At 68.0% G+C, this 12,720-nt stretch carries 14 protein-coding genes and 4 pseudogenes; 8 read left to right on the top strand and 10 right to left on the bottom strand.

The genetic code is table 11. From position 1 onward, the window contains the following. Positions 1–168: 168 nt before the first annotated feature. From ACFU6I_RS32570 to ACFU6I_RS32550, 5 genes and pseudogenes are all read right to left on the bottom strand, one after another. Positions 169–636, bottom strand: a complete 468-nt coding sequence (locus ACFU6I_RS32570) for a DUF4260 domain-containing protein (RefSeq protein ID WP_382623522.1) — start codon at positions 634–636, stop codon at positions 169–171. Continuing rightward, positions 590–832: a hypothetical protein gene (locus ACFU6I_RS32565; RefSeq protein WP_384373192.1), complete on the bottom strand. Its 243-nt coding sequence runs from the start codon at positions 830–832 to the stop codon at positions 590–592. Before ACFU6I_RS32565 ends, ACFU6I_RS32570 begins: the two co-directional genes overlap by 47 nt. A 272-nt stretch (positions 833–1,104) precedes the next feature. Beyond that, positions 1,105–1,176, bottom strand: a pseudogene (locus ACFU6I_RS32560) (hypothetical protein); the annotation flags it as partial. A 16-nt stretch (positions 1,177–1,192) separates the two neighbouring features. Beyond that, complete coding sequence (locus ACFU6I_RS32555; protein ID WP_384373190.1) at positions 1,193–1,726, bottom strand: TetR/AcrR family transcriptional regulator; 534 nt, start codon at positions 1,724–1,726, stop codon at positions 1,193–1,195. 22 nt (positions 1,727–1,748) lie between these two features. Then, entirely contained in the window at positions 1,749–2,585 is an 837-nt protein-coding gene (locus ACFU6I_RS32550) for an alpha/beta fold hydrolase (RefSeq protein ID WP_384373143.1), read from the bottom strand. A gap of 886 nt (positions 2,586–3,471) precedes the next feature. Here ACFU6I_RS32550 and ACFU6I_RS32545 point away from each other — a divergent pair. Continuing rightward, positions 3,472–3,729, top strand: a pseudogene (locus ACFU6I_RS32545) (response regulator transcription factor); the annotation flags it as partial. A gap of 166 nt (positions 3,730–3,895) precedes the next feature. Continuing rightward, positions 3,896–4,420, top strand: a complete 525-nt coding sequence (locus ACFU6I_RS32540) for an integrase core domain-containing protein (protein ID WP_384373141.1) — start codon at positions 3,896–3,898, stop codon at positions 4,418–4,420. 316 nt (positions 4,421–4,736) lie between these two features. On the opposite strand, the gene ACFU6I_RS32535 is transcribed toward ACFU6I_RS32540, so the two are convergent. Beyond that, positions 4,737–5,822: a DUF5937 family protein gene (locus ACFU6I_RS32535; protein WP_384373139.1), complete on the bottom strand. Its 1,086-nt coding sequence runs from the start codon at positions 5,820–5,822 to the stop codon at positions 4,737–4,739. Positions 5,823–5,921: 99 nt separating this feature from the next. On the opposite strand from ACFU6I_RS32535, the gene ACFU6I_RS32530 reads away from it, so the two are divergent. After that, a complete protein-coding gene (locus tag ACFU6I_RS32530; protein ID WP_384373137.1) occupies positions 5,922–7,163 on the top strand; it encodes an MFS transporter in 1,242 nt (413 codons plus the stop codon). Here the strand turns inward: ACFU6I_RS32530 and ACFU6I_RS32525 are convergent. The 3 genes and pseudogenes from ACFU6I_RS32525 to ACFU6I_RS32515 form a co-directional block, all read right to left on the bottom strand. Continuing rightward, positions 7,126–8,053: pseudogene (locus tag ACFU6I_RS32525) on the bottom strand (site-specific integrase). The gene ACFU6I_RS32530 and the pseudogene ACFU6I_RS32525 overlap by 38 nt on opposite strands. Further along, a pseudogene (locus tag ACFU6I_RS32520) lies at positions 7,992–8,252 on the bottom strand (HNH endonuclease); the annotation flags it as partial. The pseudogenes ACFU6I_RS32525 and ACFU6I_RS32520, both read right to left, overlap by 62 nt. A 44-nt stretch (positions 8,253–8,296) precedes the next feature. Next, the gene (locus ACFU6I_RS32515; RefSeq protein ID WP_384373135.1) at positions 8,297–8,608 is read right to left on the bottom strand and encodes an SUKH-4 family immunity protein; all 312 of its coding nucleotides are present in this window, start codon (positions 8,606–8,608) and stop codon (positions 8,297–8,299) included. A 233-nt stretch (positions 8,609–8,841) separates the two neighbouring features. On the opposite strand from ACFU6I_RS32515, the gene ACFU6I_RS32510 reads away from it, so the two are divergent. The 4 genes from ACFU6I_RS32510 (at position 8,842) to ACFU6I_RS32495 (ending at position 11,741) form a co-directional block, all read left to right on the top strand. Next, entirely contained in the window at positions 8,842–9,066 is a 225-nt protein-coding gene (locus ACFU6I_RS32510) for a hypothetical protein (protein WP_384373133.1), read from the top strand. A gap of 97 nt (positions 9,067–9,163) precedes the next feature. Next, positions 9,164–9,784: a hypothetical protein gene (locus ACFU6I_RS32505; RefSeq protein ID WP_384373131.1), complete on the top strand. Its 621-nt coding sequence runs from the start codon at positions 9,164–9,166 to the stop codon at positions 9,782–9,784. 172 nt (positions 9,785–9,956) lie between these two features. Next, positions 9,957–10,499: a hypothetical protein gene (locus tag ACFU6I_RS32500; protein ID WP_384373129.1), complete on the top strand. Its 543-nt coding sequence runs from the start codon at positions 9,957–9,959 to the stop codon at positions 10,497–10,499. A 261-nt stretch (positions 10,500–10,760) separates the two neighbouring features. After that, positions 10,761–11,741 carry a phosphotransferase family protein gene (locus ACFU6I_RS32495; RefSeq protein WP_384373187.1) on the top strand — a complete coding sequence of 327 codons (981 nt, stop codon included), beginning with the start codon at positions 10,761–10,763 and terminating at the stop codon, positions 11,739–11,741. Between the two features lie 87 nt (positions 11,742–11,828). Here ACFU6I_RS32495 and ACFU6I_RS32490 read toward each other — a convergent pair whose 3' ends face one another. Then, entirely contained in the window at positions 11,829–12,065 is a 237-nt protein-coding gene (locus tag ACFU6I_RS32490) for a hypothetical protein (protein ID WP_384373127.1), read from the bottom strand. A gap of 161 nt (positions 12,066–12,226) precedes the next feature. Between ACFU6I_RS32490 and ACFU6I_RS32485 the strand changes: the two genes are divergently transcribed. Further along, on the top strand, positions 12,227–12,658 hold the full coding sequence (locus ACFU6I_RS32485) for a suppressor of fused domain protein (protein ID WP_384373125.1): 432 nt from the start codon (positions 12,227–12,229) through the stop codon (positions 12,656–12,658). The last annotated feature ends 62 nt before the right edge of the window (positions 12,659–12,720 follow it).

Here is a 12,720-nt window from a genome sequence, read left to right as displayed (position 1 = left end):
AATGGGTCAACGGTTGTTGATGGGCAGCCGTCTATCGCGATGGACGCAGCGGAAGGTGACGGAGGCTCCAGAGCACTACATGTCGCTTCAGGTCAGCTTCGGGAGCACAGGGCCTGCCCGGCCAGCGCCGGGGAAGCCACGTACGGCCTCGTTCGTTGCGCTGGCCGGTCAGTGGTCACCATGCACGCCCAGGTGCGTGATGCCGAAACTGTGGTCGTACTTGAGGCCGTACTTCATGAGGCGGTCGAGACCGAGGTGGAACAGGCCGACGGCTCCGGCGACGGTGAGCGCGCTGGTGTGCCATCCGGCTCCTGCGACGAGCAGTGCCAGCGGCAGCGGCGCGGTGTGCGCGAGGTTGTAGGTCCAGGCGCCCACCCGCGGGCCGACGAGGTACGCGAGCCAGGACAGGTCGGGGACGAGGAACAGAGCCGGGATCAGCCACCAGGGCTGCCCGGTGGTGGCAAAGACGACGAGAGCGGCTCCGGCGACGGCCAGACCCTCGATTCGCAGCCAGCTCAGTGGTCGGCCGGTGACCACGCCTGGCGTTCCGACGGTCGCCTCGGGCTGTGTCAGGGCTGAGATCTTCGCGTCAGCGGGTGGCTTCGGGGTGTTCGCGGGTGAGTGGGCGGCGGTCATGCCGGTCCTCCGGGGGTGTGGAGTCATCGGGGTCGGCTTGCAGGCCAGTGATCAGGGTGTCGACGAGGAAGTGGTAGCTGCGGGCGACCTCGCGGGACAGTCCGAAGCCGTCGGCGGCCTCGAGGATGGCGAAGCCGTCAAGCGCCGGTTCGCACCATCCGGACGGCGTCGACCTGCGCGAACTTCGCGCTGGCACCGTCCCTCACCAACTCGACGCCACAAGGCTGTGACCCGACGTGCCCATCCGACCCGATAACCGCAGTCGTTGTCCGGGCAACTGCGCCCGGGATCTCCAAGAGCATCAAGGAACGCGCCAGTTGGCGGCGCGAGTGTGAAGGCGGGCGCGGACGCGGCAGTCACACCGGCCGGTGCCCCGACCGGCACGGGCAGCCCGCGTACGGCACTGGCTCGCGCGTCATCCTGACCACCGCGCAAGGTGCGGAATGCTCCCGCGTCCGCTGGGACAGTGCCCCGTGGGGCGTACATGATCACGGCCATGCCGACGAGACAGAGCAAGGCGCCGATGAGGTCGCAGCGGTCGACGGCCACAGCATTCTCAAAGAGTGCGCAGGCCCCGGTCGGCGAAGGCGATCAGCCACTCGAAGCTCTCGTCGATGTCGGCGCTCCACTGGAAGCCTCCTGCCGACTGCAACGTGGCGAAGCCGTGGCAGAGGCTGCGCAGCATGCGCAGGGCGTGGTCCACGTCGGACTCTGCGATCTCGTAGCCGCGCAGGACCGCCGTGAACGAGTCGAGCAGCCGCCGGCCCGCGGTGGCCAGCGGATCGTCCGGGCCGGACGGTTCCATGCCGATCGTCGCGGCGTACCGGCCGGGGTGCTCCAGGACGAAGGTACGGAAGGCGCGTGCCGCGGCCGCCAGGGCGTCACGGCCCGCGTACCCCTGGACCGCGACGCCGACGGCGTCGGCGGCCTCGCGCAACGCCAGGGCCGCGATGCGCCGGTTGAGGTCTTCCTGGCCGCCCACGTGCTTGTACAGGGACGGGGTACGCACACCCACCCGCTCGGCCAGCAAACCCATCGTCAGGTCGGCGAGGCCCACCTCGTCGGCGAGCGCGGCACCGGCCGCGACCACGGCCGCCGGGTCCAGGCCGGCCCTAGGCACGGGCGGCGTCCGATCGGAGGAAGGCGAGCATGAGCGAAACCACCTGGTCGGGGAACTGGTCGTGCGGGTAGTGCCCGGCGCCCTCGATCATCTCAAGGCGACCGAGGCCGGACGGCAGGGCATCAACGATCGCCGAACCCTCGGCGTGCGGGTCGGCCCAGTCGGGGTCGAGCGTGCCCATCACAACCAGGACCGGGCAGCGGACCTTGCCGAGCTGCGCGCCGGCGTCGGTCGGGGCGCTGCGGCCCATGCCCTGCAGGGCCTTCATCCGGCCCGGCTCGCTCAGCAGGGAGTCGATGCGGCCGAGCCGCTCGGCCCAGTCGGCCGGCTTCACGCCGGGGTAGGCCACATCGAGGTACGAGCGCCAGAGGGGCACGCTGCCGAACGCGCCCGCGCCGAGCAGCCGCAGCATGCCCCGCCTGAAGCGCTTCACCCGCAGGTCGGCGAGGCGGATCGACTGCTTGCGGGTGAACGGCGCCAACTCGACAACCGCGGTGATCAGCGAGGGCTCCTGCGCCGCGGCGATGGTGGCGGCGCCGCCGGAGATCGAGTGGCCGACAAGCACGGCCGGGCCACCCAGGTGGCGGATCACGGCGAGCAGGTCGCCGGCGATTGCGGTGCGGCTCCAGGCCGGCCAGCCGACGCTGGACTCGCCGCAGCCGCGCAGATCGACCGTGGCGACCCGATAGCCCGCCGCCACCAGCGGCGGGATCACAGCACGGTACGCGGCGCGACTGTCACCCATGCCGTGCGCGAGAACGATCAGCGGGCCGGACCCCGTCACCTCGTAAGCGATCGTGCCGCCGTCGACGGCGAGGTGCTCGGTCATGACATCTCCCAGGTTGGCTAACTTATCTAGCTAAAAGCTAATCTCATTAACCACACCTGTCAACGTGGCCGCCGCTACGGCTCCCAGCACCGACTCCACGCCCGTGACCAGTGACAACGCGCCATTGATCACGCCCCCCACCGCCTTGGCGGGCTGACGTATGTCCTTCGCCATCTCAGCCACGCAGTCAGGGAAGCGCGGGGTGACCGCCATGACCGCGACCACGCCTCCGGCACGGCACATCGTGCACGTTCCCTACCACGGCCTCCCCCGCAACATCCGCGTCAGTGACGACCGCACGCGAGCAACAGCTCCGGCAACGTGCTGAATGCGGATAGTGGTCGACACGGTCCGTGCCCACCCGCGAGGCCATAGCGCAGCAGCGCGCCGGGCAGGCGCGGCGTCCGGCCTCGACGTAAGACACCGCATAACGGAAGCGCCCGGCCCCTCGAATGGGCCGGGCGCTTACAGCGCCTCGGTGGCTTCCTCCGGGGTTCTTCTCCGGCCCTTGCGAAGCCCTTCGCCAGGCAGCCGCGCCCCGGGCCACGGGTTTTCCCCAGTACGGAGGAGAAGAGGGCCATACCGTCGATTGACCTGTTTCCCGGATGGTCTGGCAGGCATCGAAACAACGAGGCTGAATGCGTACGGATCCACCGGGCAAAAGGGAACCCTCGGCGTACAGCTTCAAGTCACTTAGGACGAACTGACCCGCTGAAAAATCCCCTGTCCCTGCGCCTCTCGCCCGCTCGGGCGGGAGCGCGACAGGCCGCCGACGCCGGGAACCGGCGCTCGACGGCGGGGTGCGGGAGCCCACCCTTCGCAGGGATGCATGGCACCCATACCCGCCAAGCGGAGCCTCAATCCAGAGCTCCGGAGCACAGCAAGACTGGACCCGGAGGTCGTCGCGCAACTGCTCGGCCGCAGCCGCAAGCAGGACGTGCTGGCCGGGCTCACCCCGCGGGAGCGGGAGGTGCTGGGGCTGATGGCCGAGGGGCGGACGAACTCGGCGATCGCCCGGCAGCTGGTGGTGAGCGACGGCGCCGTCGAGAAGCACGTCAGCAACATCTTCCTCAAGTTCGGACTCTCCCAAAGCGAGGGGGATCACCGGCGTGTTCTGGTCGTGCTCACCTATTTGAACTCGTGATCGTCCGTCACTGTGTCGGACCGTGTGAACCGTCTCACCGGTGCGTCCAGCATGCGAACGATGCAGGGAAGGCGACCCTCACGATCGTAGGGTTGAAGCCGGGAAGGCCTGTGGGGTGCCATAACTCTCGTACTTCGACCTGGGACTTCGAGGCCCGCCTCCGATCATGGCATGCTCGAGCGCCGTGGTGCTCCGCATGGTCCATCTCGCCTCTGTCCGCCTCCTCGGGCTGCTGCTCCTGCTCCCTCGTTCCCAACGAGCCAAGGACGTCGAACTGCTGGCGCTGCACCACGAAGTCGCCGTGCTGCGCCGCCAACTCGGTACCCGGCCATGGCTGTCCTGGCCGGACCGGGACGCGAAGTACACCGACACCTTCAACGCCATCTTCACGAGCAAGAACATATCGATCTTGAAGAGTGCGCCGCAGGCGCCGAAGATGAACGCCCACGCCGAGAGATTCATTCGCAGCGTCCGCGCCGAGTGCACCGATCGGCTCCTGATCTACAACGAGCAGCACGCCCAGCGGGTCCTCGCCGATTACGCCGAGCACTACAACTCCGGAAGGCCGCACCGGGCCCTGCAACTGCGAGCCCCTGCCGACGATCCGAACGTCATCCCCTTCCCGACGCAGCACGTCCAGCGTCACAACGCCCTCGGCGGACTCATCCACGAGTACAGCAATGCATCCTGACGGAGATCACGGGGAACTGACGAACGCCCGGATCAGAAGACATGCGGACTTATGACACCCCACAGGTCGCGCCGGTACTGCTCGGCGGCCTGCCGAGTTGGACGATGTTGCGAAGGCGGCGGTCGCCCGCGTTCTGGCAGACCGAAGCTAAAGGGCTGTCCCGTAATCCCTGGCGGGCGCACGACGCCGGCTACGGCAACTCGCCGCGTTGTCGGAACGCCCGGATACACCCAGTATGAGGACGGTCCTCCGCCTTGCGATGCACCGCATCCGACGCCCCGCGCTGATCCACCAGGGATTACGGGACAGCCCTTACTCAGCGCAGTACGGCCGCCAGCAGATCGGCCCCCAGCGCCGTCAGATCGGGCAGATTGACGGTGTAACGGACGTAACGCCCCTGCCGCCGGGCCGTGAGCAGGCCCGCGCGGCGCAGGACAGCGAGGTGGCGGGAAACCTCCGGGGGCGAAAGTTCCCAGGCGTGGGCCAGCTCACCAGTGGTGTGCGAACCGCGGGCCAGGGTGCGCAGCAGCCGCAGCCGTACCGGATGCGCGAGCGCCTCCAGCCGTAGCGTGACCGTTTCCAGCGATACCGGCTCCGATGGACTCGCCTCGGCCACGGGGTACTGCACCACCGGCTGCCACCCGGGCGCGTGGACCACCACCAGGTGCGGGCGGCCGAAGACGCTGGGGAGGAAGGTGACCCCGGTGCCGTGGGCGGCGGTCGCATTGTCCTGCAGCTTGTCCACGATGATGCAGTTGCCGTCCGGCGCCAGGGTCACGGCGCTGGAGACCGACGCGAGTGCCGCCCCGATGCCCTGGCGCTTCAGCAGGTCGTTCTTCAGGCGCAGGTCGGTGGCGAGTTGCACGGCGACGCCCGTCCAGGCGGCGTCGAAGAAGGCCTCGGCGCACTGTTCGAGGGTGTCACGCACTCGCGCCCGCACGGCGGCCGGGTCCGCGAGCAGCCGTTCAGCGAAGGCCTCTTGGAGCGCGCCGCGGGCCTGGGCCAGGTCCAGGGCCCGCTCACGCGCCGCCGCGTCGACGAGCGGCGACGGCGCGGCGAAGTGGATCCGGTTGCTGCCGCACGTGGTAATGAGCGCGGCGGTCACATAGGTTTCATCGTCGATCCGGTCTACATCGTCCAACTCCTCGGCGAGGGTCAGCCGGGGACGGGCGGGGACCAGGAAGTCGGCTCGTGAGGAACGCCAAAGGAACTCCGCCTCCCTGAGCCGCTCGGCCAGCTCCGGCCGCAGCCCGGCCCAGACGTCCCCGGCCCAGCCGGCGAGCTGCGGGTGATGTCCGGGTTCGGCCAGAACGTGCAGCATCGCGGTCAGCTCGGCCAGCGGGGACGCAGCGAACCGCAGTCGCCCGGACGGCAGGCCGCCGATGTCGATCCTCAACGTCATCCCCTCATCATCGCTGGTCGGATGGCCGATGACCGCGTCGATTGACGGTGTCCGTCAACCGACATAGTGGGTCCGGCGGCCGAACGCACCGTTGACGCCATGGCAACCACCACCAAGATCCAGCCGCGCGCCCTCGTCCGTGCCTCCGGAGGCCCCCGTTATGCCGTCGCCCTGGCCGTGGACGCGCTCGGCACCGGCTTGCTGCGGCCCTTTTTGCTGCTCTACGGGGTGACGGTGCTGAGGCTGTCCGCGTCGGCCACCGGCATCGCCATGACGGTCGGCGTCGTCGTGGGTCTGGCGTGCATGCCCGCTGTCGGCCGATGGCTGGACCGGGGCGCACGCAGCACGGTCGTGGCAGCGTCGATGCTGGTGCGGGTGCTGGGCGTGGCGCTGCTGCTGGCCACCCCGGCGGGGCACGTCTGGCTGTTCGCGACGGCGGCACTCTTCCTCGGCATCGGCAACCAGGCATGGCCGGCCGCCCATGCAGCCCTAGTGGCCGCGGTCGCCCACGGCCGCGAACGCGACGCCGCTCTCGCAGCAGGCCGCTCCCTGCGCAACGCCGGCCTGGGCGCGGGCGCCCTCCTCGCCACCGCATGCCTGGCGGGCGGCACCACCGCATTGCAGGCGCTGGCAGCCGTCACCGGGCTCGCCTATCTCGCTGCGGCAGCCTTGGCATGGTCGGTCCACCTGCACACGCATCCGGCCGCTGCTCCGGCCAAGGACAGGGCCGACGGGCCCGCACCTCGGATGCGCGCGCTGCTGGCCGCCAACGTGGTCTACGTCTTCTGCCTCAACGTCCCCGAAATCGCGCTCCCCATGGTCCTGGTGACACAGTTGCACGCATCCCCGGTGTGGTCGGCAGCCATCTTCGTGGCCAACACCGTGCTGGTGGTCACCCTGCAGGTTCCGGTCACCGTCCTGCTGTCCCGCTTTTCCCGGCGGACCGTGCTGGCTCTTGCCGGCGTGGTGCTTGCCGCGTCCTACCTCGGGTTCCTCGCGGCCACCTCACTGGGACACGGCTGGAGTGCCCCGGCCGTCGCCACGGTGTCCGTGGTCTGCACCATCGGCGAGATCATCTATGCCGGCAGCGCCACCGCGCTCGTCACCGCCCTCGCCCCGGCCCATGTCCTGGGACGCACCCTCGCCCGTTTCCAGCTCTCCACGGGCTTCGGCCTCGCCGTTTCCCCGGCGGTCATCACCGCTCTCGCCTCCCACGGCTCGGCCGCCCTCTGGGGCAGCCTTGCCGCTGCAACGCTCCTCTCCGCCACCGCCGTTGCCACCGAGAAGGATCAAGGAACGCGGCTCAGCGGTTGCTGCCGCCGGGCGCGAGCAGGCTCGTGAGCTCGGCGATCGCCTCGGGGGACGACTTGAAGTAGCGGCGGACGTTCTCCGGCTTCTTGTGCCGGGACTTCGCCATCAGCATCAACAGCGAGGCGCCCTGTTCGCCGAGATGGGTCAGGGCGGAATGGCGGTACTCGTGCAGGTCCCAGCCCGTGCCCGGTCCGCGCAGGGCGGTGTGCTCGTCGAGCAGGGCGCGGGCCTGCCCGTAGGAGAGACGGACCAGTTGATGTCCGGGCACACGTCGCGGGGACTGACGACCTTGCCCGGCCCCGGGCGGCGGTGGGTGACGAACACCGGCCCGCGGGTGCGGCCTTTCAGCAGACGGGGCAGCAACCGAGCGGTACCGGAATCCCAGTACACGGGCTCCAGTACGTAGTCCTCGCAAGCCTGGCCCCGGTGGCGGGCTTTGCTCCGGGCGCCCTTCGCCTTGACCGGGCAACGGCGCCCGGCGACAGATCCTCGATGTTGACGCCGAGGATTTCCTCCGCCCACCCGGCTGTCTCCTACAGCATCCGCCACAGCGTCTTCTCCCGCAGGTGCACCTCGCGTCGCGCGATCAGCCGGTCGATCGCCATCTTCGAGCGGGCCGGGATCTCGGAGTCCGGCGCCGCCAGCCGCTTCGCCCAGTCCGGGACCGTCGGCCCCTCGTAACCGCGCTCCCGACACCAGCCGAGCCACGACAGCACCCCCGCCCGACGGGAGTTCCACGTGTTCACCGCCGCGGTGCCCCAGAGCAGTTCCAGAGCATCGCCGATCTCGTCGTCCGCCACCGATGCCAGCGCCCGGACCTCGCCGAGCCGTTCCGCGGCCTTTCCCACGCATCCTTGCCGCTTTGCTCCAGTTGGTCTTCGCGGTGACGGCCACGAGCGACCGCTGGGCAACGACATCATTCGCGTATCGCATGCGCCGCGCTGCGTCCCACGCGAAAGCACCGCTGTCGAAGGCCTCGGCAAGCGGGACCATATGGGCGATGTCCAGCTGCTTCGCGTCGGTGACGGTGACGTCGTCGTAGTACGAGAGCCACTCGCCTCCGCTCAGAGTGCATCGCGCCCCCTGCTCCGGGGCCTTGACCGCCTCCGCGATGATTACGACGAGACACCGGGCGAGAAAACGCGAGTTTATTTCTGCGCGCTCTAACCAAAGCCCCCATTTGCGATATCCCACTTGACTTCGTACCACAGATTCCCATCGATTACATATGCCTCCGGATCGGTGTGGCGTAGAAAATCTTCCACGTCTTGCGCGGCGACGTCCCAACTGTCCCCACGTTCATCGACATCAAATGGATAGCGCTCGATAAGACCGCGCACACACAGGGAGAAACGCTCGAGAGTGGTATTGACCATCATCACATGGTCCATTTGTTTACCGGATCGCACCACGTGCCCTGTGCGCGGATCCCACAGGATAATTCCGAACAATCCGGTGGTGCCGAATTTGACCAATTCCCCATACGGCTCAATCGTTACACTTTCCAGGAAGTCTAAGGGCTGTCCCGTAATCCCTGGTGGATCAGCGCGCGGCGTCAGATGCGGTGCATCGCAAGGCGGAGGACCGTCCTCATACTGGGCGTATTCGGGCGTTCCGACAACGCAGCGAGGTGCCGTAGCTGTCGTCGTGCGCCCGCCAGGGATTACGGGACAGCCCTTAGAGACTGATACACCGCCCCGATCGCTTCATGTGGAACATTGAGGAATTCCGGCACGGACGCACCCTTTACGGGTTCACGAAAGTGCAGCTGAACCATCGAAAAGTGAGGGAATTCCTCGTCAACGCTTTCGTTACTCACTGCATTCCTTCTGTAGTGGTGCATGAGGTCGTCGCCCTCGTGCGCGACGCCGCCGCGGGAACGCTGAGCGTCGCTCGCCGCGCCCGTCAGCTGCGCGACTGGACCATCAACTGACCTGCCCACAGTGCCCATACCGGCCGGGATAGCCATGGTCCTCCACCGGTCCGCGGCCGCGCGCAGGAGTGTCAGCGGCTTCCCATAGGCTCGTCCCATGAGTTCATCTCTGAGCGTGTACCTGCTCGACGTTGCCGCTACGCGTGCCCTGGTCGGCTCCGGCGATACCCAGCTGCTGGAGGCGATACGCAGCAACTTCGGGGACGACCTGGCCCGCGACGACGACTATCACAGCCACGCGATCGGGCAGGGAGCCCCCACGGCGTACGAGGCCCTGCACGCGGTCATCCACGGCGGGCCCTTCAGCGAGAACAGTGACCATGCCTTTCAGTACGGCTACGCCTACGACCGGCTGTGCTCGCTCACCGGCGTGTTTTTGCCCAACGACTGTTTCACACCGCACAGGGGCGGCTGGCTGTCGGTCGTCGACCAGGGGCTGAACGCTCTCGGTATCACCACCGTGTCCGTGGAATCCTTCAGCCACGGCGCCCCGCCCGCTCCACTGCCGTACGCCTTCACACCGGGCTGCGGCGAATGGACGCCCGATCACATCGCCCAGGCGTTGGAGCAGTTCGAGGCCGGCAAGCGCGCGGTCGACGAGTCGGGACAGGCCCCGCCGCTGGAGCCCGAAGTCGTGGAGGCCGTGATGCAGTGCCTCGAATGGATGCGACGCGCGCAGGCACGGCCTGGTTTCGGGGTTATCGGCTTCCGCTCCTGAAGTCATGGACGGGGCGACCGGACAGCCGCCCCGCACCACAAGGCCCCGGGGCCTTTGCCACCCGAACTCGTGAGCTGGGCACTCCCCGGCCAATCAGGACGAATGCTCCACACGGTGATCGGCGGCGCTGCAACGATCGAGGACTGCGGGAGGACAGCCTATGATCCCTGATGTGCGCCAGCCCGAGTCGCTGGGCGACTACCTGCTTCAGCACATGAACCTCACCCGCGACTTCGGTGCCGGCTCGCTCAGCGTGGAGCAGATCGCCGACGTCACCCTGATCGCGACAGCGCACTCCGCCGGATACGCGGCCACCAGTCACCTGGTCTCGCTCCTGGCCGCGCTGCCAGTACCCTCGGACGAGCCCCACGACTTCTGGTTCCAGCTGTGGCAGGCCTCCGGCACACCAGTCCTCATGCCCGTCAACATCAAGCACCAGGTCCTGCGCGCTCTGGACGGCGACGGAGCGGGACTGGCCGACCAGCTGATGACCGCCGTCGCCGACATGGACCCCAAGCAGCGGACCACCGCAGCAACAGTGATCGGCCGGCACCTCGCCGACAGTGCCGGCCTTCCCCCGCTCGAAGGCCCCGGACTGGGTGAACTGTGGCTGCACGATTCCGAGATCACCGCCTGGCGCCTGCTCCACGCAGACCGCAGCCGCACCACGTGGCAGACCCAGACCGCCTTCCGCGACGGATGGAAGAGCGTCTGAACCACCCCGGCGGGCAACCGCAGCGCTGCCGGTCAGAGCAGCAGCATTTGTCCGGCACTTTGGGCAGCATCTGACGGTCGATGGGTAAGCGAATGTTCACGAGAAATGACGTCAGTGCATGGGATGGCATGCCGCCTGGCGCCTGTTCTTAAATCATGCATGACACCTTTGAAACAATTCGTTCGGCGTTGAACGATGACTCGCGTAAGGTGCCCCAGTCATCGAGGCTGAAGGCGGGTTGCGGGCGTGGCACCGAAAAAAGTGACGCTGAATCAGTTGGCGGGTGCGGCGCGGGCCGCGCTGGGCGGCGGACGACGGCTGGAGGCGGTCGAGCGACTCGCGGGCGGCACCACAAAGGGCGTCTACCGGCTGACGATGGACGACGCCATGACGGCGATCGCCTATCTGTGGGAGGACTCCGAGAACTACTGGCCGACCACCGAGCACGATGGCGACCTCGCCGACCCGTTCTCACCCGGCATCGGGCTCGACCTGTTCGAGGCCGCGCACGCGCGGCTGGGCGCGCTGGGCCTTCGGGTCCTTGAGATCCATCTGGTCGACCGTGACCGCGCCCACTACCCGGCCGACCTCGCGATCGTCGAGGACGTGCCTGGCGAGAAGCTGATGGACCTGCGCAACCGCGACCCGCGCGCCGCGGAGCCGACCATGATGCGCCTCGCCGAGAGCCTGGCGATGATGCGCGCCCACCGGGCGCCGTCCTTCGGCAAGGTGGCCCTGATCGACGCGGGCGGCACGTCGCGGTCGGCCTCGTGCGAGCAGGCAGCACTCGTATTCGCGCTGCGCTGCCTCGCCGAGGCGGCCGCGCGCGACCACAGGATCGCCGACGCCCGCGTTCAGTTGGAGGAGCGGCTGCGTCAGCTGACCACGGCAGTGCGGCCGCGCGCCGAGTATTCCGTCGTCCACGGCGAGCTGGGCCTGGACCACGTCATGGTCGACCGGGACGGCCATCCCGTCGTGATTGACATCGAGAACCTGCTGTACTTCGACGTCGAGTGGGAGCACGTGTTCCTACGCCTCCGCCATACCGGCAGCCAGTACCAGCAGCTGACGGTGGACGGCCTCGACGAGGACCGCCTCGCGCTCTACAAACTCACCCAGCATCTGTCGCTGACAGCCGGCCCGCTGCGGCTGCTCGACGGGGACTTCCCCGACCGGGAGTTCATGCGAGGGGTCGCCGAGCACCACCTGAACGAGGCGCTGGCGATGGTCCCGGCGAGTTGAAGACGCGACCTGCGTGTCCGTGTCAGGGCTGGATGATCTCCGAGATCGTCGGCCACAAGAAGTCAGACGGGACCCTCCGAAATGACGTCAGCGCATGGGACGGCCCGCCGCCCGCGAGGGCGGCGGGCCGTCGAGACGGAAGCCGCAGGAGTCAGCCGGCCGCGGCGGCAGCTTCTTCCTCGGCTCCGGCCAGACGGAGTCCACGGCCTTCTCGACCGTCCGCCACGACACGTTGTGCTTGCGCTCAAGCTCGCGCATCTTCATGCCGGCACGGTGATCACGCCGGATCGCCGCGTACAGCTCGACCTCGGACATCTGCGGCATGACCAGGTCCTTTCACCAGGAGCACCCCGATGCTGCCCCGGAAACTACCCCAGCGCTGTCAAAACTCGGGTTCTGGCTCAACTTCTGTGGACCTGTTGCGGAGCGTTACTGGTGACGCCCCCGGTGGCGTCCACGTGTGAGCGATCGTGCAGGCTGGTTACATGGCCAGTCGCGTAGAGAAGTACCTCGCCCACCTTGATCGACTCTCCGGCGGAAGAGAGCCCCGGTTCTTCCCTGTCGAGTCGACTAAACAGGGCCTGCGTGGCGTGACGGAGATTGTGTACGACGACCTGCCGGACGGGCTTCTTACGACGCTCACCTACGGCTTGTCGCTGGCAGAACATCCGGACTGGCAGCACGGCTCGCCGGAACTCTGCCTCAGCGTGAACTCGACCAACGTGATCTGGGCCCACGCGGTGGGCTTCCTCGCCGAACAGCTCCGTGGCACCTGCCCGTTCAGCTACGGCAGCACCATCAACTTCGGCGAGCGAATCGTACCCGAGTCGGAGATGACGGCATTCTGCGTGTTCGCTCCGATTGCGCTCGGCAGAGACGACTACCTAGTGTCTTGTGATTCCGTCAGCATTACTTGATCTTGTGTGGCAGGGTCTCTTGGTATGGAGCTGTCCGTGGAACAGGCCGCCGAGTTGCGGGC

The organism is Streptomyces sp. NPDC057486 (assembly GCF_042802415.1).
Taxonomy (GTDB): Bacteria; Actinomycetota; Actinomycetes; order Streptomycetales; family Streptomycetaceae; genus Streptomyces; species Streptomyces yanii.
This window is presented reverse-complemented; position numbering and strand designations above follow the sequence as displayed.

Coding starts and splice junctions, on each gene's coding strand:
- ACFU6I_RS32535 (WP_384373139.1), bottom strand. CDS start 5,822: ATGACGTTGAGGATCGACATCGGCGGCCTGCCGTCCGGGCGACTGCGG.
- ACFU6I_RS32510 (WP_384373133.1), top strand. CDS start 8,842: ATGTGGAACATTGAGGAATTCCGGCACGGACGCACCCTTTACGGGTTC.
- ACFU6I_RS32570 (WP_382623522.1), bottom strand. CDS start 636: ATGACCGCCGCCCACTCACCCGCGAACACCCCGAAGCCACCCGCTGAC.
- ACFU6I_RS32485 (WP_384373125.1), top strand. CDS start 12,227: ATGGCCAGTCGCGTAGAGAAGTACCTCGCCCACCTTGATCGACTCTCC.
- ACFU6I_RS32490 (WP_384373127.1), bottom strand. CDS start 12,065: ATGCCGCAGATGTCCGAGGTCGAGCTGTACGCGGCGATCCGGCGTGAT.
- ACFU6I_RS32505 (WP_384373131.1), top strand. CDS start 9,164: ATGAGTTCATCTCTGAGCGTGTACCTGCTCGACGTTGCCGCTACGCGT.
- ACFU6I_RS32530 (WP_384373137.1), top strand. CDS start 5,922: ATGGCAACCACCACCAAGATCCAGCCGCGCGCCCTCGTCCGTGCCTCC.
- ACFU6I_RS32540 (WP_384373141.1), top strand. CDS start 3,896: ATGGCATGCTCGAGCGCCGTGGTGCTCCGCATGGTCCATCTCGCCTCT.
- ACFU6I_RS32550 (WP_384373143.1), bottom strand. CDS start 2,585: ATGACCGAGCACCTCGCCGTCGACGGCGGCACGATCGCTTACGAGGTG.